At 41.3% G+C, this 20,137-nt stretch carries 20 protein-coding genes; 1 reads left to right on the forward strand and 19 read right to left on the reverse strand.

The window, feature by feature from the left end; genetic code table 11:
• Positions 1-141: 141 nt before the first annotated feature.
• From rpsR to FIU87_RS20765, 8 genes are all read right to left on the reverse strand, one after another.
• Positions 142-381, reverse strand: coding sequence for a 30S ribosomal protein S18 (rpsR, locus tag FIU87_RS20730; protein ID WP_047969622.1), 240 nt, complete (start codon positions 379-381; stop codon positions 142-144).
• A gap of 65 nt (positions 382-446) precedes the next feature.
• Positions 447-950 carry a single-stranded DNA-binding protein gene (ssb, locus tag FIU87_RS20735; protein ID WP_152446335.1) on the reverse strand — a complete coding sequence of 168 codons (504 nt, stop codon included), beginning with the start codon at positions 948-950 and terminating at the stop codon, positions 447-449.
• Positions 951-995: 45 nt separating this feature from the next.
• Complete coding sequence (rpsF, locus tag FIU87_RS20740; protein ID WP_152446336.1) at positions 996-1,286, reverse strand: 30S ribosomal protein S6; 291 nt, start codon at positions 1,284-1,286, stop codon at positions 996-998.
• 452 nt (positions 1,287-1,738) lie between these two features.
• Positions 1,739-2,839 (reverse strand): redox-regulated ATPase YchF, encoded by a 1,101-nt coding sequence (gene ychF / locus FIU87_RS20745; RefSeq protein ID WP_152446337.1) that lies wholly within the window; start codon positions 2,837-2,839, stop codon positions 1,739-1,741.
• Between the two features lie 352 nt (positions 2,840-3,191).
• Positions 3,192-4,817: an SLC13 family permease gene (locus FIU87_RS20750; protein WP_152446694.1), complete on the reverse strand. Its 1,626-nt coding sequence runs from the start codon at positions 4,815-4,817 to the stop codon at positions 3,192-3,194.
• A gap of 131 nt (positions 4,818-4,948) precedes the next feature.
• On the reverse strand, positions 4,949-5,161 hold the full coding sequence (locus FIU87_RS20755; protein WP_152446695.1) for a DUF951 domain-containing protein: 213 nt from the start codon (positions 5,159-5,161) through the stop codon (positions 4,949-4,951).
• Positions 5,151-6,047, reverse strand: coding sequence for a mechanosensitive ion channel family protein (locus tag FIU87_RS20760; RefSeq protein ID WP_152446338.1), 897 nt, complete (start codon positions 6,045-6,047; stop codon positions 5,151-5,153). The genes FIU87_RS20755 and FIU87_RS20760 overlap by 11 nt, the downstream gene beginning before the upstream one ends.
• Positions 6,048-6,116: 69 nt before the next feature.
• A complete protein-coding gene (locus FIU87_RS20765) occupies positions 6,117-7,130 on the reverse strand; it encodes a YkvI family membrane protein (protein ID WP_152446339.1) in 1,014 nt (337 codons plus the stop codon).
• 136 nt (positions 7,131-7,266) lie between these two features.
• On the opposite strand from FIU87_RS20765, the gene yyaC reads away from it, so the two are divergent.
• Entirely contained in the window at positions 7,267-7,896 is a 630-nt protein-coding gene (gene yyaC / locus FIU87_RS20770) for a spore protease YyaC (protein WP_152446340.1), read from the forward strand.
• A gap of 43 nt (positions 7,897-7,939) precedes the next feature.
• Here yyaC and FIU87_RS20775 read toward each other — a convergent pair whose 3' ends face one another.
• From FIU87_RS20775 to rpmH, 11 genes are all read right to left on the reverse strand, one after another.
• The gene (locus FIU87_RS20775; protein WP_152446341.1) at positions 7,940-8,644 is read right to left on the reverse strand and encodes a DUF554 domain-containing protein; all 705 of its coding nucleotides are present in this window, start codon (positions 8,642-8,644) and stop codon (positions 7,940-7,942) included.
• Positions 8,645-8,778: 134 nt separating this feature from the next.
• Positions 8,779-9,627, reverse strand: a complete 849-nt coding sequence (locus FIU87_RS20780; RefSeq protein ID WP_152446342.1) for a ParB/RepB/Spo0J family partition protein — start codon at positions 9,625-9,627, stop codon at positions 8,779-8,781.
• Complete coding sequence (locus tag FIU87_RS20785) at positions 9,620-10,381, reverse strand: ParA family protein (protein ID WP_152446343.1); 762 nt, start codon at positions 10,379-10,381, stop codon at positions 9,620-9,622. The genes FIU87_RS20780 and FIU87_RS20785 overlap by 8 nt, the downstream gene beginning before the upstream one ends.
• Positions 10,382-10,775: 394 nt before the next feature.
• On the reverse strand, positions 10,776-11,621 hold the full coding sequence (noc, locus tag FIU87_RS20790; protein ID WP_152446344.1) for a nucleoid occlusion protein: 846 nt from the start codon (positions 11,619-11,621) through the stop codon (positions 10,776-10,778).
• Between the two features lie 85 nt (positions 11,622-11,706).
• Complete coding sequence (gene rsmG / locus FIU87_RS20795) at positions 11,707-12,423, reverse strand: 16S rRNA (guanine(527)-N(7))-methyltransferase RsmG (RefSeq protein WP_152446345.1); 717 nt, start codon at positions 12,421-12,423, stop codon at positions 11,707-11,709.
• 27 nt (positions 12,424-12,450) lie between these two features.
• The gene (mnmG, locus tag FIU87_RS20800; RefSeq protein ID WP_152446346.1) at positions 12,451-14,340 is read right to left on the reverse strand and encodes a tRNA uridine-5-carboxymethylaminomethyl(34) synthesis enzyme MnmG; all 1,890 of its coding nucleotides are present in this window, start codon (positions 14,338-14,340) and stop codon (positions 12,451-12,453) included.
• Between the two features lie 17 nt (positions 14,341-14,357).
• The gene (mnmE, locus tag FIU87_RS20805) at positions 14,358-15,746 is read right to left on the reverse strand and encodes a tRNA uridine-5-carboxymethylaminomethyl(34) synthesis GTPase MnmE (RefSeq protein WP_152446696.1); all 1,389 of its coding nucleotides are present in this window, start codon (positions 15,744-15,746) and stop codon (positions 14,358-14,360) included.
• 869 nt (positions 15,747-16,615) lie between these two features.
• A complete protein-coding gene (gene jag / locus FIU87_RS20810; protein ID WP_152446347.1) occupies positions 16,616-17,257 on the reverse strand; it encodes an RNA-binding cell elongation regulator Jag/EloR in 642 nt (213 codons plus the stop codon).
• Positions 17,254-18,036 carry a YidC family membrane integrase SpoIIIJ gene (gene spoIIIJ / locus FIU87_RS20815; RefSeq protein WP_152446348.1) on the reverse strand — a complete coding sequence of 261 codons (783 nt, stop codon included), beginning with the start codon at positions 18,034-18,036 and terminating at the stop codon, positions 17,254-17,256. The genes jag and spoIIIJ overlap by 4 nt, the downstream gene beginning before the upstream one ends.
• Positions 18,037-18,295: 259 nt before the next feature.
• A complete protein-coding gene (gene rnpA, locus FIU87_RS20820; RefSeq protein ID WP_152446697.1) occupies positions 18,296-18,637 on the reverse strand; it encodes a ribonuclease P protein component in 342 nt (113 codons plus the stop codon).
• Between the two features lie 219 nt (positions 18,638-18,856).
• Positions 18,857-18,991: a 50S ribosomal protein L34 gene (rpmH, locus tag FIU87_RS20825; RefSeq protein WP_078378436.1), complete on the reverse strand. Its 135-nt coding sequence runs from the start codon at positions 18,989-18,991 to the stop codon at positions 18,857-18,859.
• Positions 18,992-20,137 lie beyond the last annotated feature (1,146 nt).

Raw genomic sequence — 20,137 nt, forward strand, 5'->3', positions numbered from 1 at the left:
ATCCCTCCACTAACTGGTTAACTTCACAATATGTATAGTTTATCCTTAAGAATCTATAACAATCAAATGTTACGAACAATTATGGCTAGCAAAAAGGAAGGCAGCAAGATTATCTCTCACTGCCTTCCTTTTTATATGGTATTACTCACCAGATACGTATGGTAGTAAAGCCATTTGACGAGCGCGTTTGATCGCGATCGTTAATTTACGTTGGTATTTCGCGCTAGTTCCTGTTACACGACGTGGTAAAATTTTACCGCGCTCAGAAACGAACTTTTTAAGAACATCGATTTCTTTGTAGTCGATGTGCGTGATTCCGTTTGCTGTGAAGTAACAAACCTTACGGCGCTTGTTACGTCCACCTCTGCGTCCACCTGCCATTATAATTCACCTCGATTTCTTTGGATTTTTTTTCGAGCTATTATGAAACGATTCCTTCTAAGTTCTTAGAACGGCAAATCGTCATCAGATATATCTATTGGCTGGCCATCATTTTTAAATGGATCGTCATCAACACGATAACCTTGGTTGTTGTTATTGTTGCGCTGTTGGTTCTGATCGTACCCAAACGAAGATGATGAACCATAGCCTTGATTTTGATTAGGGCGAGGAGCATTTCCACCACCTGAACCTTTAGGCTCAAGGAATTGAACGCTTTCTGCCACTACTTCGGTTACGTATACACGTTTTCCATCTTGGCCTTCATAATTGCGTGTTTGCAGCCTGCCATCCACACCAGCTAAACTTCCTTTTTTCAAGTAGTTTGCTGCGTTTTCTGCTTGCTTTCTCCAAACAACACAGTTAATAAAATCAGCTTCGCGTTCGCCCTGCTGATTAGAGAACGTACGGTTAACTGCTAGTGTAAAAGTAGCAACCGCCACTCCACTTGGGGTATAGCGCAATTCAGGGTCTTTCGTTAAACGGCCGACCAATACTACGCGATTTAACATCAGAACCACTCCTCCCTGCGACGACGTCCATTAAGAGGACCACGATTAGTTTTCTTCTTTTTTCACAACGATATGACGGATAATGTCTTCGCTGATTTTAGCTAAACGGTCGAATTCTTGAACAGCAGCAGCTTCAGCAGCTACGTTTACAAGCATATAATAGCCGTCACGGAAATCATTGATTTCGTAAGCTAAGCGGCGTTTGCCCCACTCTTTTGCTTCAGAAAGATCTGCACCGTTGTCAGTTAAGATCGTGTTGAAACGTTCTACAAGAGCTTTTTTAGCGTCTTCCTCAATGTTTGGACGGATGATATACATAATTTCGTACTTGCTCATCACAGTCACCTCCTTTTGGTCTAAACGGCCCAATGTGGGCAAGGAGCAATCAATTATAAATAATCATTACTCACAAATTAGAATTATATCAGAACACAGGGCAATTTGCAAACATGTCCTTTGGGTGTTTGGTGGTTATCGGTCTTGATGGAAAAAGAGTGGTTGAAAGGGGGATTTTTATTTTGGCACGAACTTGGTGTGTTTTGGCATGAACTCGGGTAGTTTTGGCACGAACTCGGACCATTTCCGCACGAACTAACGTCATTTCGGCACGAACTCTAGGCAAAACAAGCTGTTTTCTTATTAATTTTCATTATAATATACCGACGCTCCTGGGCAAAAAACCGAAATGATTCATTTTCCCCTTAAAAATCACCACAAGGTTGAAGAAAAGTTGACCAGAAAGTCAACATTAGTTGACCTTCTGACCACTCCACGTTCTTTAAACCATTTTACACATTAAAACGGAAATGAATCACGTCGCCGTCTTTTACGATGTACTCTTTTCCTTCCAGACGAACCTTTCCTGCTTCTTTGGCAGCGTTATGCGTACCTGCAGCAAGTAAATCTTCATAGGAGACCGTTTCGGCACGAATAAAGCCGCGCTCAAAGTCGGTATGAATAACTCCCGCACATTGCGGTGCCTTCATGCCAGTACGGAATGTCCATGCACGTACCTCTTGTACACCAGCTGTAAAGTAGGTTGCAAGTCCAAGAAGGTTATAAGCGGCACGAATAAGCTGATCTAAACCAGATTCTTTAATTCCAAGCTCTTCTAAGAACATTGCTTTTTCGTCTGCATCAAGTTCGACGATTTCTGACTCGATTTTTGCACAAACAGTAATGACTTCTGCATTATCTCTTTCAGCAAATTCACGCACCTGCTGCACATATTCGTTGTCAGATGTATCGGCTACATCCTCTTCTCCTACGTTAGCAACATAAAGAACAGGTTTGCTTGTTAAAAGATGCATACCCTTTAAGTATTTAACTTGCTCATCTGTTACTTCTACTGTACGCGCAGGCTGCTCGTTCTCCAGCGCCTCTTTTACTTTTACAAGCACTTCATGCTCATAGACAGCTTCCTTGTCTTTTTGCTTCGCCAGTTTTCCAACTCTCTCTAAACGCTTGTCTACTGACTCAAGGTCAGCGAGGATAAGCTCGAGGTTGATGGTTTCGATGTCATTGATTGGGTTCACGCCACCTGACACGTGCGTAATATTGTCATCGGCAAAGCAACGGACCACGTGACAAATTGCATCCACCTGACGGATGTGGGACAAGAACTTGTTTCCAAGGCCTTCTCCTTTACTTGCACCCTTTACAATTCCTGCGATGTCCGTAAACTCAAAGTGAGTTGGAACAGTTTTCTTCGGGTTTACAAGCTCCGTTAATTTTTGCAAACGCTCGTCTGGAACATCTACAATCCCGACGTTTGGATCTATCGTACAGAACGGGTAGTTGGCACTTTCTGCCCCCGCTTGTGTTATCGCATTAAAAAGCGTTGATTTCCCTACGTTTGGAAGACCAACGATACCTGCTGTTAAAGCCATTTTATCCACTCCTTACTTCCGTAAACACATATTTAAACCTTTCCCAATTATAGATAGAATGGGAGGAAAAGACAAGTTGTTTATAAAAGGAAGAAACCTGCAAAAAACGATTTTGGCCGTTGTTTTTTCGCAGGTTTACGGATTTTCACGCATCATTATTTTAGTCTCTGTTATACGCCGCTGTTCATTTCCGCAAATTGCTCCGCGTCCTGCGGGGCGAATTGTGAGACTCCTCAGGCCTCGCCCTGTGGGGTCTCCAGTCTATCGCTTCATTCCCGCGGGAGTCTACGCTTTTTGCTCCAATCAACAGTTAAAAACAACTTTATATTATCATCAGTGTCTCTAACACTTTTTATTTTAAACTGTTCGGAAATACCGTCAAATTAATATCCATGATGATTGGCAGCATTACAACGACCGCAGTAGCAATCACGATTACACTTAAAATATTGATCCAAAAACCAGCCCGTACCATGTCGCTAATGGTAATTTTTTCTGTGGCGAAAATGATGGCATTGGGTGGTGTTCCTACCGGAAGCATAAAGGCACAGTTAGCTGCCATCGCAGCTGGTACCATCAAGGCAAATGGATGAACGTTTAAGGCAAGGGCAAGCGATGCCAATATCGGCAAAATCATAGTTGCCGTTGCTGTGTTAGAGGTTATCTCGGTTAAAAACAAAACAAAGAGTGTAGTAAAAATGACAATAAGGATAAAGCTTAGCCCATTTAGGAAGGTCAACTGTTGTCCGACCCAATCCGCAAGACCAGACTCCTTAAAGCCAGCGGCAATAGCAAGACCTCCACCAAATAACAAGAGAATTCCCCACGGAAGCTCTTTTGACACACTCCAATCCAGAAGCTTTCCTCCGCTGCTTGAAGGAATCAAGAATAGCAGTATTCCTGCAAGTATCGCGATCATTGCATCACTGATACCAGGAATAAGGTCTACCCATAAAAACGTTCGGGTAATCCACATGAATGCAGCAAAACCAAAGATAGCGAGCACTGCTTTTTCTTCCATGCTCATTTTTCCAAGCTGCTCTCGTTCATTTTTTATTAGCTCTTTGCCCCCAGGTAGTTCTTTAAATTTCACAGGAAAGGCAATGTTTACAAGATAATACCAGGTGCAACCTAACAGTATGATGACTACAGGAGCGGCATATATCAACCACTCGGCAAAGGAAATTTCGATGCCATATAGCTTATTAACCGTAGCAGCTAAGATGATATTAGGAGGCGTTCCAATTAAGGTTCCCAGTCCACCGATGGTTCCTGCAAAGCCAATTCCAAAAATAATCGATTTTTCAAAGGTTTTGAGATTCAAATGACGATTTTCGGCTTTTTTTGCATTCGATGCCGCTTGGTATAAAATCGCTGTTCCGATCGGTATCATCATCATCACAGCAGCAGTATTAGAAACCCACATCGATAAAAAGCCTGTGGCAACCATAAAGCCAAGCACTATTCGTTTTGGGCTTGTCCCGATCAACGAAACGATTAAAATAGCTATCCGCTTATGCAAATTCCATTTTTCCATTGCAAGGGCAATTAAGAAACCACCCAGAAATAAAAATATAATCGGATCTCCATAAGAGGAAGCAACCACATCTTCTTCTAAGGCTTTTGTTAAGGGCAGCAGGATTAATGGCAAGAGAGAGGTTACAGGAATAGGTATTGCTTCTGTTATCCACCATACTGCTACCCAAAGAGTCGTGGCTAAAACCGCTCTGCCACTATACGAAAGGTCATCTGGTGTGAAAAACAGCATGGTTAACGCAAACAATAACGGACCTAGTAGGAGCCCAATCAATTGAGGTGTCTTGAAAGGTTTGTTCCGCTCCTTTAAAGCTCTTGGCTCATGCGGTTGATCTTCGTTGTTAGCCTGTTGTTTCATAGTGGAGAAAAATAAGAGCTGCTTTACTTTTTCATGCGATTCCCAGCTTAAATCCCAAGCTTGCTTGACGATTGATTTTTGCATCATACCCCTCCTAATCCCAGGTGAAAGCGGTGTCATTTTACTCTAAGAACCACTTATCGAATGTTACGGAACAGTATAAACAATCTGAAAAATTAGTCAAGCTTTATCTATTTAACGTAAAAGAGAGCCGTCTAAGATGACAGCTCTCCGTTTTCATGTCTTACCAATATTTTTTTGATTTTCCTCGTAAATTCTTTTCTTGGCATGAGGACGGTATGGTCGCAGCCTTCGCACTTGATGCGAATATCCATTCCCATCCGAATTACTTTCCAACGATTTGTTCCGCACGGGTGGGCTTTTTTCATTTCGACGACATCATTTAATCCAAACTCTTTATCTGCCATCATCTTCCCCCTCCAATCTTTCATTCTCTGTTCCTCTATTATAAAGGACAAGACGTGGAAATGGTATTTCAATCCCAGCCTCATCCAAGCGATTTTTCACTTCTTTACGGAGAGCGCGACCAATAAACCAATGGCGCATAGGCAATGTTTCACAGGCAATGCGAAGCACCACCTCGGAATTACCGAGCGTTTGTACTCCTAGAAGCTCCGGAACCTTCATTATATCGGTGTATTTTTCCGGGAGCTCCTCAAGCAGTTCTAAAATAACCCGCTCTGCTTCATCGACCTTCCCTTCATAGGCAATGCTTACATCTACAACAGCCACACTGTTATGAATCGAAAAATTCGTTAATTCTACAATACTGCCATTCGGAAGGATATGCAATTCTCCTGTCCAGCTTTTTATTTTCGTGGTACGCAGGCCAATTTCTTCTACATAGCCTTCAAAAGTCCCGGTACGAATATAGTCCCCTACGGAAAATTGATCTTCAAATATAATAAAAAAGCCCGTAATGATGTCCCGCACAAGATTTTGCGCGCCAAATCCGACAGCAAGTCCAACAATTCCCGCTCCTGCTAAAAGTGCCCTGACATCAATATTGATAACCTCTAATATCATCACCAAAGCTACAAAATACACCACATACGTGAGGATATTTTTCAACAGCCTTAGGAGGGTATTTTCTCGTCGCTCTGAAATTCGAATCGGTCCTTTTTCCCGAAGCTTCACAAAGTTAGAAATAAGTGCTTTTCCTATTTTTATAATAATGACAGCTACGAGGATAATAAGAACGATTTTTACGATCCCTTCCCCAATTGAAATCCAGAGCTTCTCCTCGCCTACAGAAGCGATCATTTGCTCTATCCCGCGATTTATGATTTCCATGCTCATTCCCTCTTCTTACGTTTTTTGGTTAGTCTCATTTTTTCATAGCTTATCCCGAACAGGATGTTTTTAATTTTCCCGATTTTTTATCGGATAGAGAAGAATGCAGACAAGCAGGTATAGATTGAGCAGGCCAAATAGTGGGTAAAGTATTGCAACAAGAACGGAAAAACCTACGGCAGTGAACGGGATCATTAGGGCAACAAAAACGAGGCAAAGTGCCCAAAGCGGGAGGGAAACGGCATTCCGAAACCGTGTCACAAGCCCTAACAACCCAGAAGCAGCCGTTGTATAAATGGCAACCCAGAGCAAAATAGTCATAAAGAATAGCACATAAAAAGGGTAGCTTTGAATCACTGCAAAGAGAGGTATTTCAAAAAGGGTCAGCTTGCTTTGGACGGAAATGAGAGTTTGGTTGTAAAATAGCGAGATCACACCCAAAATTCCCCCGCTCCCAACACTTGCAACGATCATTTCACCTTTGCTTTCCACTTCTCTTCCTATCGCAGATAACACCGCCACAAGCGGCAAAATATTCAGCGCGGTGAAGGTAAAGCCAGCTGGCCAATTACTTTGCTTCATCACAAAAGTCGTCATCGCATCGGGTTGTTCTAAAACGGTTTGCACCATAATGTAAGCAAGCGAGATAATAATGATAGGGATCACTACTATATTTACAGTTACCATGCCTTTGACATCAAATGTAAATAATAGAATTAATAAAACGCTAATAATCCCAATCCCAGCCCAGTATGGAACAGAAAACACCTGTAGGGCCGATCCACCACCTGCAAGCATAACAATGGTTGTGGTAAAAAGATAAACCACCATGATGATGTTATAAAAATAGGAGGCTCTTTTTCCAACAAGCCTTGTAAGGACAGGGGAAAAGTGTTCGGTTTTTTCTTCCTTGCTAATTTGGAGAATCACATAGCAGGAAATGATAAAGAAAATCGTAAACAAAAGAATAGCCAGTCCGCTTTCTGCACCAAAAAATTCCCAAAGCTCACGACCAGACGCATATCCTGCCCCAATTACAGTTCCTAATATTAAAAACATCCAGCGAAAACCACTTTTCCACATAGCTTCACCCTCCTGAATTGCCTGAAAAAATTTCAAATCTTACCTAATCATCGAAATCATCAAATTCGAAAAGTAGACGTATAGTTTCCCATCAATAGTCGTATACTGTTACTACTATTATGAAGGAGTGGAACCTATGAATCTTAAATCTAATTTTTTTGACAAGAAGGGAGGCAATCTTCGTATTGCTCACGAAGAAGTCAATGCCTACAAAGAACTTGCATTGACCTTGCAATCCTATCTTCCTACAAGCCGCATCTATCGTCCCGTTGTGATTGTTTGTATTGGGACAGACCGTTCCACCGGAGATTCATTAGGACCACTTGTCGGAACAAAGCTCGCAGATAAAAAGCTTAATCATATACATGTATATGGCACACTTGATGAGCCTATTCATGCCGTTAATTTAGAAGAAAAGCTTACCTTTATTCAAACAAAGCATCTCCACCCTTTTATCATTGCCATTGATGCCTGTCTCGGCAGATTAAAAAGTGTCGGGCAGCTAACGATAGGAGAAGGTCCGGTCATGCCTGGTGCCGGAGTGAAGAAAGATTTGCCTCCAGTTGGTGATATTCATATAACAGGGATTGTCAATGTGAGTGGCTTCATGGAGTTTTTTGTTCTACAAAACACAAGGCTGAGCCTCGTCATGAAAATGGCCACAGTCATATCCGATTCCATCCAGGAGCTCGATCGTTTTGTGCAGCATAAAGAAATCCTCACACAAAAGGATATGGAACCACCATTTACCCAGGTACAAGAATGAGAGCAAACAAAAAAAGGACTACCCCTATGAGGGCAGTCCATATTCAAAAGACATAAAGGATGGAAACGAGTGTGGCCGCAACTAATATACCTGGCAGCAGATTGGCCACTCGAATAACGGTAACGCCAATAATGTTCAGCCCAATGGCCATAATCATCACGCCTCCTGTTGCGGTAATTTCAGAAATGAGTTGTCCGAGTAAATCGGCAGGGACAAACTGATCGATCTGGGTAGCAAACAGGGCGATACCACCTTGATAAAGCATTACAGGAATGGCGGAAAACAAGACGCCAATGCCAAGTGTGGTAGTAAGCACAATACTCGTAAAGCCATCGATAATCGATTTTGTGTAAAGCACCTGATGGTCGCCCCTTAATCCACTATCAAGCGAGCCGACCACAGACATTGCTCCAATCACAAAAATAAGTGTAGCTGTCACAAACCCTTTCGACACTGATCCATGCTGATGATTTGTTCCCATTTTGCGCTCAAGCCAATGACCCAGGTTATTCAGCCTGTCATCAAGCTTTAAGCCTTCTCCGATTACAGCGCCGACCACCAAGCTAATGATGACGATTAAAAATTCATTACTTTTAAAGCCCATCTGAGCACCAAGTAAAAATACCGCAAGCCCAATTACCTTCATCACGGTCTCTTTTGTCGTTTCTGGGATTCGAGTAAAAAGCTTCCCAATCAAGGTGCCGAGAATAATGCATATTCCATTCACAATGGTTCCTAATAATACCACTTTTAAGCCTCTTTTCTTTTACTCTTTTCGAGACGCTGTTGATCTCTTCCATTATCAACACGCATTTTTAACATTTTCTATTTACAACTTCAAAAAAACAAACCACTTATCAGGTGGTCTGCTTTCATCTATTCTTATTCTGATTGTCCTAACAGTTCTAACAAACGATTCAGGTCATCCTCAGAGAAAAATTCAATTTCAATTTTCCCTTTGTTTTTGGTGCGCTTAATAAAAACTGAGGTGCCAAAACGTTCTCGCAAAATAGACTCCTGATCTTGAAGAAAAATATCCTTTTTCTCAGGCTCCTTCTTCGTTTCACGTGAAACACTCTCATTAAGCTGTTGAATGAATTGCTCGAGCTGTCGAACATTTAAATGCTCTTTTAACACTTTTTCTACCACAGGCTTTACTTTCTCTTTTCCTTTAAGGCCAAGTAGGGCACGGCCATGACCCATGGATAGCTTGCCATCATTCATTAGATCTTGGACAAACTTCGGAAGAGACAGGAGCCTAACATGGTTTGCAATATGAGGTCTACTTTTTCCAAGTCGGCTAGCTAGCTGCTCTTGAGTAAGTTCCAGCTTTGTCATCAATGACTGATAGGCAAAAGCTTCCTCAATAGGAGTAAGGTCCTCCCGCTGCAGGTTCTCAAGTAAGGCCAGTTCCATCATTTGTTGCTCTGTTAGGTTGCGGACCACCACAGGAACCTTAGTTAATTTTGCAGCTTTTGCTGCTCGATAGCGACGTTCCCCAACGACAATCTCAAAGCCTTTAATACTTTTTCGAACAATTATCGGCTGAAGAATCCCATGCTGTTTTATGGACTCTTTTAACTCTTCAATTGCTTCTGGTTCAAAGTATTTTCGTGGCTGATACGGATTGGGGCGAATATCCTTGATACTTACTTCTTGAACGGCTTCTTCCTTGGAAGCTTCAATGGATGGAAATAAAGCATTGATCCCTTTACCTAATCCTTTACCCATGTGTCACCACTTCCTTTGCTAGATCTAAATAAACTTCTGCTCCACGTGATTTTGGATCATAAATGATAATTGGCTCTCCATGGCTAGGTGCTTCACTAAGACGAACATTGCGGGGAATAATCGTCCGGTATACTTTATCCTGGAAATACTTTTTCACTTCTTCAATCACTTGGATTCCGAGGTTTGTTCTCGCATCCAGCATGGTTAATAAGACGCCGTCAATCATAAGGTCTTTATTTAAGTGCTTTTGCACAAGACGAACCGTATTTAAAAGCTGACTCAGCCCTTCAAGTGCATAGTATTCACACTGCACTGGGATCACAACGGCATCTGATGACGTTAAGGCATTGATCGTTAAAAGGCCCAGAGATGGCGGGCAATCTATAATTATGTAATCATAAAGATGCTTCACATCATCTAAAGCTCGCTTTAACCTAACCTCCCTGGAAATAGTTGGTACTAACTCTATTTCTGCCCCAGCGAGCTGAATCGTTGCCGGGATTATCGAAAGGTTTTCGACTTTAGTAGGAAGGATAGCCTTTTTCGCTTCCACATCCTCTACTAAAATATCATAAATACATTGATTCACTTCAGCTTTTTCCACACCCACACCACTTGTGGCATTTCCTTGTGGATCTACATCTACTAAAAGCACTTTTTTTCCTATATAGGCTAAACAAGCGCCGAGGTTAACCGATGTGGTTGTTTTACCAACTCCACCTTTTTGGTTAGCAATAGCAATAATTCTGCCCATGCTGTCACCTGCCTTCAAAAAAGAACATACTTTTACTCTATTTCTTCCTTATTTTATCACGAATTTACAGAAAGTTAACTTGTTTTTGATAATTAGGCTCTTTTCTAAAAGATTGTTGCTAGGAACGAGGAAAAAGTCGGCTCTAGGACTTTTTCTGCACGACAGCTACGTTGATTACGGAAGTATTTACTATAAGCTGAGCAACAAAGTTAGCGTAGACAGCCGATAAATAAAATCAAAGCGTAAGCGAAGAACGTTCGTCGGATATAAAGGAATCTTGTCGAAGAATGTTTCTCGGGAAATAAATAAGAAGAAAAACAAAAATCCGGATTTCTATTCCTTATACTAGATTACTAGCTTACAAGGAATGAAAAAGCCGGATTAACGGGATTTTTTATTTCTTTGGGATACGAATAGTAAATTGATAGTACTCTTCGGTTTCTTCTTCCTGGGAATCAAGCTTAATGCCACTGTCGTTTACCATCGTCAAGGATTGCCTTATGGTATTCATGGCGATTCGCATATCTTTACTGAATGCTTTGCGTTTTGGTTTAGGCTTTGGATTAGCGCTCTCTAGTATTCTCACGACGCGTTCTTCTGTTTGCTTTACATTTAACTGCTTTTCCAAAATTTCCGCTAACACGGCAACTTGCTTTTCTGGTTGCTTTAGTGGAATGAGCGCACGAGCATGGCGTTCGGTAATTTTCTTCTGCAAGAGAGCATCTTGAATTTCAGAAGGAAGTTTTAAAAGGCGCAGCTTGTTCGCTACCGTGGATTGGCCTTTTCCAAGTCTTTGGGCAAGGGCCTCCTGCGTTAAATTATGCAGTTCGAGTAATTTAGAGTAGGCAATGGCTTCCTCGATCGCGGAAAGCTCTTCACGCTGTAGGTTTTCAATTAGTGCAACAGATGCCGTCTCTGCATCATTAAATTCCTTCACAATGGCAGGGATACTCTCCCAGCCAAGCTTTTGTACTGCTCTCCAACGGCGCTCCCCGGCAATAATTTCATATTTGCTGTTTTCGAACTCACGAACAACGATAGGCTGAATGATGCCGTGTGTTCGGATGGTTTGTGATAGCTCTTCTATTTTTTCATCAACAAAAACCGTGCGGGGCTGGTATCTGTTTGGAACGATGTCTTTGACAGCAATTTTCATTATTTTTTCATGATCTGTTTTTTCTACTATTTCCTGTTCTTCCTTTTCCCCAATACCAAAAAAACGAGAGAACGGAGATTTCATAGTTCCACCACCTTATGGATAGAATCCCTATTTTCTAATTCGCTTTTCTTACGATAAAGTCCTTTTTTTGCCACCTAAAAATTTTTCATTCTAACGGCTGTTTGTTTGGTGTTCCTGGTTTTCGTGGGTATTTCTTTGGTGTTGCTTTTGTTTTTTGGATGATGAGAATATTTCTTTCGCTTTCTTCAATTGGGAGTAAGAAGGAGTGGATCGTTTCCATTTTTGCTCCCAGGATTTGCAGTGCTTTTTTGCCTTTTTCAAGTTCCTCGTTCGCTGCGGCTGCTTTCATTGGAATGAAGGTGCCGCCTGGCTTCACTAACGGTAAACAGAGCTCGCTTAAGACGGATAATCTCGCCACCGCTCTTGCAGTAACTAGATCATACTTTTCGCGATAGGCTGGGTTTTGTCCAAAGGTTTCTGCTCTGTCATGAACAAATTGAACATTGGTTAATCCAAGCTCTGAGGCAAGATGCTCCAAGAAGGTAATTCTTTTTTTCAAGGAATCTACGATGGTTACATGCAGATTCGGAAAGCAAATTTTAAGGGGAATGCTTGGGAAGCCTGCTCCAGCTCCAACATCACATACTGTTTGCTCTTTTGTTAGATCTACATAAAAGGCTGCGGTAATAGAGTCGTAAAAATGCTTTAAATAAACCTCTTCCTCTTTTGTAATAGCAGTAAGGTTCATCTTTTCATTCCACTCTACAAGCAGTCTGAAATATGTATCAAATTGAGAAAGCTGAGTAGGAGAAAGGTCAATGCCCTTCTCCTTCAGCATGGAAATAAATTGCTCTTTGTTCATGTTTTCGTATCCTTTCTGTCCTGTGGTTTACTCGTTGGATACTTTAGCAATGCGACCTTGTTCTAAATAGACAAGCAAAATGGATACATCGGCAGGATTTACACCTGAAATTCTTGATGCTTGTGCCACCGATAAAGGTCTAACCTCTTTCAACTTTTGTCGTGCTTCATTTGCTAACCCGTGAATATCATCGTAATCGATGTTCTCTGGTATCTTTTTGTTTTCCATTTTCTTTAAGCGCTCTACCTGTTGAAGAGATTTTTGAATATAGCCTTCGTATTTCACTTGAATTTCCACTTGTTCGGCAACATCTGCCGTAATTTCGTGTTCCGCTGGTACGACTTGACGGATATGCTCATAGTTCATTTCCGGACGCTTGAGAAGGTCTGCTGCACGGATCCCATCCTTCAGCTCGCTTCCACCAGCTTCTTTAATCATGGTCTGCACTTGTTCATTTGGTTTAATGATGATCGCTTGCAGACGTTCTTTTTCCGCTTCGATTTGCCTCTTTTTCTGTTCAAATCTTGCAAACCGCTCTGGAGAGATTAAGCCGATGTCATGCCCAAGCTCTGTTAAACGGAGATCCGCATTATCATGACGTAACAATAGGCGGTATTCCGCTCGAGAGGTTAGGAGACGGTACGGTTCATTCGTTCCTTTTGTGATAAGATCATCAATTAAGACACCGATGTAGGCATCCGAACGGCTTAAGATGACTTCTTCTTTACCAAGGGCACGTCTCCCTGCATTAATACCTGCCATCATCCCTTGACCCGCTGCTTCTTCATAGCCGGAGGTTCCGTTAATCTGACCTGCCGTGTAAAGGTTTTGCACTTTCTTCGTTTCAAGCGTTGGCCATAGTTGAGTCGGCACGATTGCATCATATTCAATGGCGTACCCGGCACGCATCATCCGAACATTCTCCAGACCCGGGATGGTCGTAAGAATTTTCCGCTGCACATCCTCTGGTAGACTGGTGGAAAGACCTTGAACATAAACCTCTTGTGTATTTCTTCCCTCTGGCTCTAAGAAGATCTGGTGTCTTGGTTTGTCGTTAAAACGGACCACCTTATCTTCAATAGAAGGACAATATCTTGGTCCTGTTCCTTTAATCATTCCAGAATACATTGGAGAGCGATGCAGATTATCATCAATAAGCTGATGGGTTTCTGCACTCGTATAGGTGAGCCAGCATGGTAGCTGGTCGGTGATATATTCGGTTGTTTCATAGGAGAAGGCACGCGGCACATCATCTCCTGGCTGAATTTCGGTTTTACTATAATCGATGGAAGCACTATTTACCCGTGGCGGTGTCCCAGTTTTGAATCGAACTAAATCAAAGCCTAGCTCTTCTAAATGCTCCGAGAGCGTAATGGATGGCTGTTGATTGTTAGGACCACTAGAGTATTGAAGCTCTCCTAAGATGATTTTCCCACGCAAGAACGTACCAGTAGTGATTACCACTGTTTTCGCATCATAACGAGCACCAGTTTGCGTGATAACCCCTCTGCACACATTATCTTCGACGACAAGCTTTTCTACCATGCCTTGAAGTAATGTAATATTCTCTTCATTTTCCAACGTTTTCTTCATTTCATGCTGATAGAGAAATTTGTCTGCTTGTGCTCGTAGTGCCCGAACTGCCGGACCTTTTCCGGTGTTAAGCATGCGCATTTGGATATGGGTTTTATCAATATTTCGTCCCATTTCTCCACCAAGGGCATCGATTTCCCGCACGACAATACCCTTTGCCGGGCCTCCAACAGATGGATTACACGGCATAAACGCTACCATATCAAGGTTAATGGTAACCATTAATGTATTTGCTCCTTGTCGAGCTGCAGCAAGGCCCGCTTCTACCCCGGCATGACCTGCTCCGATTACTATTACATCATAGGAACCTGCATGATATTCCATGTTTGTTCCCTCCTATTCTATTTACCTAAGCAAAATTGCGAGAACAGCTGGTCAATTAAACTTTCATGAACCGCATCCCCGATAACTTCCCCTAGTATTTCCCAAGTTCTTGTTAAATCTATTTGAACAATGTCTATTGGCACTCCGCTATGCATTCCTTCAATGGCATCTGCTAACGCCTGCTGTGCTTGCGTGATCAAGGCAATGTGTCGAGTATTCGAAACATAGGTTAAATCCCCTGCTTCTAGGTCACCTTGGAAGAACATCGAGGAAATCGCCTCTTCTAATTCGTCAATTCCTTGCTCCTCTTTTAAGCTGGTCGTGATAACGGTATGAGAGGAAGCTGCTTCTTTTACTGCATCAAGGTTAATTTGCTGCGGAAGGTCTGTTTTATTGATAATGACAATAACATCCATTCCTTTAACCGCTTCAAACAATTGCTTGTCCTCTTGAGAAAACTCTTCATTGTAGTTTAATACAAGCAAAATCAGGTCCGCTTTTTTCAATACTTCCCTCGACTTTTCGACGCCAATTCGCTCGACAATATCCTCTGTTTCCCGAATACCAGCCGTATCAACAAGTCTAAGTGGTACTCCTCTAACACTGACGTATTCTTCAATCACATCACGTGTGGTGCCTGGAATATCTGTGACAATTGCTTTGTTTTCATGCACCAAGCTGTTTAAAAGCGAGGATTTTCCCACGTTTGGTCTTCCAATAATGACCGTGGAAAGTCCTTCTCTTAATATCTTACCCTGTTGAGAGGTTTGTAATAGCTTTTCGAGCTCTACTTTTACATAAGAGGACTTTTCTAATAGTAGCTGATGGGTCATTTCCTCCACATCGTCATATTCAGGATAATCAATATTCACTTCTACATGTGCGAGCGTTTCTAGGATTTCCTGACGAAGCTTTTGGATTAAACGTGATAACCGTCCTTCCATTTGACCTAGAGCAACGTTCATGGCTCTGTCGGTTTTTGCTCGAATTAAATCCATAACCGCCTCTGCTTGAGAAAGGTCGATTCGTCCATTTAAAAAAGCCCTTTTCGTAAACTCACCAGGCTCTGCTAAGCGTGCTCCTCGGCTTAAAACTAGCTGAAGTAATTTGTTGACGGAAACTAGCCCACCATGGCAGTTAATTTCCACTACATCTTCTCTTGTGAAGGTCTTTGGTCCTCTCATAACAGAAACCATCACTTCTTCTATAGTTTTTCCGGATGACGGATCCACGATATGACCGTAGTGAATTGTATGAGAGGTAGCATCTGACATTTTTTTTGATGAGGGAGTTTGGAAGATTTCATCGATAATTCGGAAGGCTTCCTCCCCACTTAGTCTTACAATAGCAATTGCTCCTTCCCCCATCGGTGTGGAAATCGCAGCAATTGTATCGAACTCATACATTTCATTCACCTCCATTTTTTCAAAAAATTCATCTATTGAACTGAGCATTATGTCTGTTTTTATAACTAATTAAGGTTAGCATAATTTTAGTTTGTTTGAAAGTATTGCTGTTCGACAGTTATCCACAAATTATTTCCCGTCCAGTCTTTTTCTTTGTTTTTATTCTAACTTATCCACATGTGAATAACAATAAAACTCTCCCTCTTCTTTTTTCTATATCAAAATGTATAGCTGGAATACTATCTTAAGAAAGGTTGGAGCTTAATCACCGCTGATGATTTCCGCAAATGGCTTGCTTTCCGCGGGGCGGCGTGAAGCTTCCTCGGCTATGCCTGCGGGGTCTCCACCCTGCCGCTCTTTCCCCGCAGGAGTCGGCGCCTTTGCTCCAATCATCAGCTTAAAAGTGCATTCTAATCAAACAATCACCATTAACTCAGCTCTTCACAGGCAAACAAGTGGCCTAAGTAGATAACATATTCTAAGGTCAAAGGAAAGTTGGAATGGTCAATTTAAAATACATAAAAAGACTAAAGGACGCGACTCCAATAATTGTTTTGATTTTTTCTTACATCATAATAAGGAAGTGTACCGATTAGAGGGTTTTCAATTTGAATAAGTGGCATTTGGAGGCTTAAATATCTAAAGAAGTTTCTAGCTGGTGATTGGAGCAAAAGGCGTAGACTCCCGCGGGAATGAAGCGATTGACTGTAGACCCCACAGGGCAAAGCCTGAGGAGGCTCCAGCATCGCCCCGCAGGACGCGGAGCCATTTTGCGGAAATTACCAGCGTCTTTACACCCAGTTAACAAAAAAAGAACTGTTCAGAAAGTCAACTAATTAATGACTTTCTAAACAGCTCCTTTAGCTACTTTATTTTACTTTGTTTAGCATTGCTTTTTTTGGAGTTATGACGAGGGAGCGGTTTGGTTCTTTGCCGACGGAATAGGTTTCTACATCCGAATAGGATGAAAGAATGGCGTGCATGATTTTCCGTTCGAACGAAGGCATTGGCTCTAGATGCACATCTTGCTTCGTTTTAAGCGCTTTTTGTGCCAGGCGTTCTGCAAGTTGCTCCAAAGTCTCTCTTCTTTTTTCCCGATACCCCTCTGCATCGATCGTGACGGATAGATATTGATCGGAATAACGGTTAGCAACGATTTGTGTTAAATATTGCAGGGAGTTAAGGGTTTGTCCTCTTTTGCCAATGACAAGTGCCGTCTTCTCTCCACTGATGCCCATGAAAATGTTGCGGCCATCGACTTTGACATCAAGCTCCGCGACAATATTCATTTCAGTTAGAACTTTTTTAAGGAAATTCGTTGATTCTTCTACAGGGTCTTGCTTCAATTTGACAGTAACGATATACGGTTTAGAGCCAAACAATCCGAAGAGCCCTTTTTTGCCTTCCTCAACGATAGTAATTTCTGCACGGTCTTTTGATGTGTTTAGTTGAGCTAAAGCAGATTGAACGGCTTCCTCGACTGTTGGACCAGTTGCAGTTATTTCTTTCACTTTTTCGTTCCTCCTGCAGTTCCAGCAGCTGCTTCTTTCGCTTTTCTCAGCTCTGGTCCTTTAATAAAGTATGTTTGCACAATCATAAAGATATTACCGACTACCCAGTATAGGGAAAGTGCTGCTGGGAAGTTAATTGCAAATACGACGATCATAATTGGCATAATCCAAAGCATCATCACCATTTGCGGGTTGTTATCCATACCAGCCATCATGATCTTTTGCTGAATGAATGTTGTGATACCAGCAATTACAGGTAATAGGAAGAATGGATCTGGATCGCCAAGGTCAAACCATAAGAAATTGTGGTTCGCAATCTCTGTTGTACGAGTAATCGCATGGAAGAACCCGATTAATATTGGCATTTGAATAAGTAATGGGAAACATCCCGCTAAAGGATTTACTCCATGCTTTTGGAATAGTCCCATTGTTTCTTGTTGGAGCTTTTGCTGTGTTTTTTGATCTTTAGAGCTATATTTTTCACGAAGAGCTTTCATCTCAGGTTGTAGTGCCTGCATTGCTTTGGCATTCTTCGTTTGTTTAATCATTAATGGAAGGATCGCAAATCTAATTAAAAGCGTAACAATAATAATAGATAAACCATAGTCATCATTTAACAAGTTCGCAAAGTACGTTATTAGCCAAGAAAGTGGATAAACCACGTATTCGTTCCAGAAGCCTTCGCTTTCTTTCGTAATTGGCTGGTTGATTTCTGTACAGCCTGTAAGAAAGACTACAAGTCCGATGAGGGCCATCAGTAGCCATATTCGATTCTTCAACCTCTTTTTCCTCCTTTTTTCCACAAAAAAAATAATTCTTATGCTCATTTCTAGAAGATTACTTTTTTAACCTTAATGACAAAAAATTTTGCCACCATTTTTAATCTATCACAACGAAAAGAGCACGACAGCAACGTTGTTTACAGGTTTTTTTAGATACGCCGAAGTAACATTGTTGCGAAAATAGTCCATTCCTATTATATCCTATCACTTTTGCCAAGCAAATTGAATATATGTCACACTTCCAACACATTTACGCTTACTTTGATAGTGGCGGAAGTCTTTTCAACACATGTTGCAAGCTTTTCGTTATTTCTTCTAAGCTCATTTCTGTTGTAGGCTTTCGGGCAATAATCACCAAATCCACCCCAGCAGGTATTTTATCCTTCGATGCATGAACAGCTTCCCTTATTAGTCGCTTGATGCGGTTTCTCATCACAGCATTTCCTATCTTTTTGCTAACAGAAAGCCCAATCCTATATGTATCTTGTTCTTCCTTTTTCACCGCATAGACAACAAATTGCCGGTTTGCCATTGATTTTCCTTTTCGGAACACATGTTGGAAGTCTGTATTCTTTTTAATTCGCTGCTCTTTCCTCACCATGTGCCTCCTCCTGTTTTACATAAAAATAGAGCTTCTACTCCATTCTTTCTAACTTTAAACAAAAAAATAACCGAAATATGAACAAAAGTGCAATGCGCCCGTTTTGCTAGTCGCTGGCGCATGGAACTGGACGCAACTACTTTTGAACCAATAATTCACTATATTTTTCTATTTACATTCCTTAACTATAAAAAAGACCACTGACATTCAGTGGTCTTATGCTGATAATACTTTTCTTCCTTTACGACGGCGACGAGCAAGAACTTTACGGCCGTTTGCAGAGCTCATGCGCTCACGGAAACCGTGGACTTTGCTGCGTTTACGCTTATTTGGTTGAAACGTTCTTTTCATTACTATGACACCTCCCTGAGGATACCCTTCAATTGTGAGTGAAAAACACCGCTATATGATCGTTAGGACATTTATAAGACGTTTTTCAGCACTTCTTCTTGGAAAGTCTTGCTTTCCTATCTAAAACAATATTCTACAGACAGTCTTTATAATTATAGAGAATATACTATCGGAATGTCAACTTCCCATTAGTTAGTATAAATTCCCACGGCTCACAAAGCAACCCTTATTTTTTGGTTCCTAAAAGACGCAGTAGAATTCCGCACGAGGCTAAGCTTATGCAAGGACTAATGTTAGAGCCTCCACTGGAAGTTGTGGACAGCAAGAAAAAATTATGGAAAAAGCTTGTTTATGACTTTTTTATCAGCATTTTGCGCTCCATGAGCAAACTTTTTGGGTAAACTGGCATTTTTGATGTGCTTGGCGATTGTGTTGGCGTGCTTTTCGTGTAACTAGCGGTGCTGCGTAGCAATATATTGTCCGTCTCTTCATATTTATTGTCCAACTTACATTATTATTGGCCATTCGACAAGCACTGAAAAATTTCTCCCCTTCCTCTTTTTCAATCAACCCGCTAAAAACCTTTGATCTCTATTTACATTCCACTAATGACATTTCACCAATGAGAAACCGAACCTTTTGATGGATCACCATCTTGTTAGACAGAAATTCTCTAATCTTCCATAAAAAAATGCATGAAGGTTTTTTGGAGGGTGTGAATAACTTTTTTCGAGTTTTTTCGTCATCCACAACAGTTATCGACAAGGTTTACACAGTATCTTGTGTTGTGGAAAACTTTTCTCCACAAGTTGTTGTGATTGTGGATAATACGAAAAAGCAATTGCAACATAAGGTTTTTTTTGATATTATATTTGTGTTTTCACTCTGTATAAACCTGTAGTCAAAAAGTGGTTGTCCACAGATTGTGGATAAGATGTGGATAGTTATCCAAGGGTGTGTGTAAGTATTTGTCCACAGGGGTGGTTTTTTGTCGAAAACTACTTTTCTACTATATTATATCTTTTACACAGTATACACATGAATAAACATACAACAGGTGTTTTTCTAACAAAGAGTTTGTTGAACAAAACTTGTACAGATAAGCACTTTTTTTTATTTACTTACAGAAAGAAAGGGGGATCTAGA

The sequence above is a fragment of the Bacillus sp. THAF10 genome (genome assembly GCF_009363695.1).
GTDB lineage: Bacteria > Bacillota > Bacilli > Bacillales > Bacillaceae_I > Sutcliffiella_A.

Excerpts from the sequence above, each read along its gene's own strand:
- rpsR (WP_047969622.1), bottom strand. The coding sequence starts at position 381 with ATGGCAGGTGGACGCAGAGGTGGACGTAACAAGCGCCGTAAGGTTTGT.
- ssb (WP_152446335.1), bottom strand. The coding sequence starts at position 950 with ATGTTAAATCGCGTAGTATTGGTCGGCCGTTTAACGAAAGACCCTGAA.
- rpsF (WP_152446336.1), bottom strand. The coding sequence starts at position 1,286 with ATGAGCAAGTACGAAATTATGTATATCATCCGTCCAAACATTGAGGAA.
- ychF (WP_152446337.1), bottom strand. The coding sequence starts at position 2,839 with ATGGCTTTAACAGCAGGTATCGTTGGTCTTCCAAACGTAGGGAAATCA.
- FIU87_RS20750 (WP_152446694.1), bottom strand. The coding sequence starts at position 4,817 with ATGCAAAAATCAATCGTCAAGCAAGCTTGGGATTTAAGCTGGGAATCG.
- FIU87_RS20755 (WP_152446695.1), bottom strand. The coding sequence starts at position 5,161 with ATGGCAGATAAAGAGTTTGGATTAAATGATGTCGTCGAAATGAAAAAA.
- FIU87_RS20760 (WP_152446338.1), bottom strand. The coding sequence starts at position 6,047 with ATGGAAATCATAAATCGCGGGATAGAGCAAATGATCGCTTCTGTAGGC.
- FIU87_RS20765 (WP_152446339.1), bottom strand. The coding sequence starts at position 7,130 with ATGTGGAAAAGTGGTTTTCGCTGGATGTTTTTAATATTAGGAACTGTA.
- yyaC (WP_152446340.1), top strand. The coding sequence starts at position 7,267 with ATGAATCTTAAATCTAATTTTTTTGACAAGAAGGGAGGCAATCTTCGT.
- FIU87_RS20780 (WP_152446342.1), bottom strand. The coding sequence starts at position 9,627 with ATGGGTAAAGGATTAGGTAAAGGGATCAATGCTTTATTTCCATCCATT.
- FIU87_RS20785 (WP_152446343.1), bottom strand. The coding sequence starts at position 10,381 with ATGGGCAGAATTATTGCTATTGCTAACCAAAAAGGTGGAGTTGGTAAA.
- noc (WP_152446344.1), bottom strand. The coding sequence starts at position 11,621 with ATGAAATCTCCGTTCTCTCGTTTTTTTGGTATTGGGGAAAAGGAAGAA.
- rsmG (WP_152446345.1), bottom strand. The coding sequence starts at position 12,423 with ATGAACAAAGAGCAATTTATTTCCATGCTGAAGGAGAAGGGCATTGAC.
- mnmG (WP_152446346.1), bottom strand. The coding sequence starts at position 14,340 with ATGGAATATCATGCAGGTTCCTATGATGTAATAGTAATCGGAGCAGGT.
- mnmE (WP_152446696.1), bottom strand. The coding sequence starts at position 15,746 with ATGTATGAGTTCGATACAATTGCTGCGATTTCCACACCGATGGGGGAA.
- rpmH (WP_078378436.1), bottom strand. The coding sequence starts at position 18,991 with ATGAAAAGAACGTTTCAACCAAATAAGCGTAAACGCAGCAAAGTCCAC.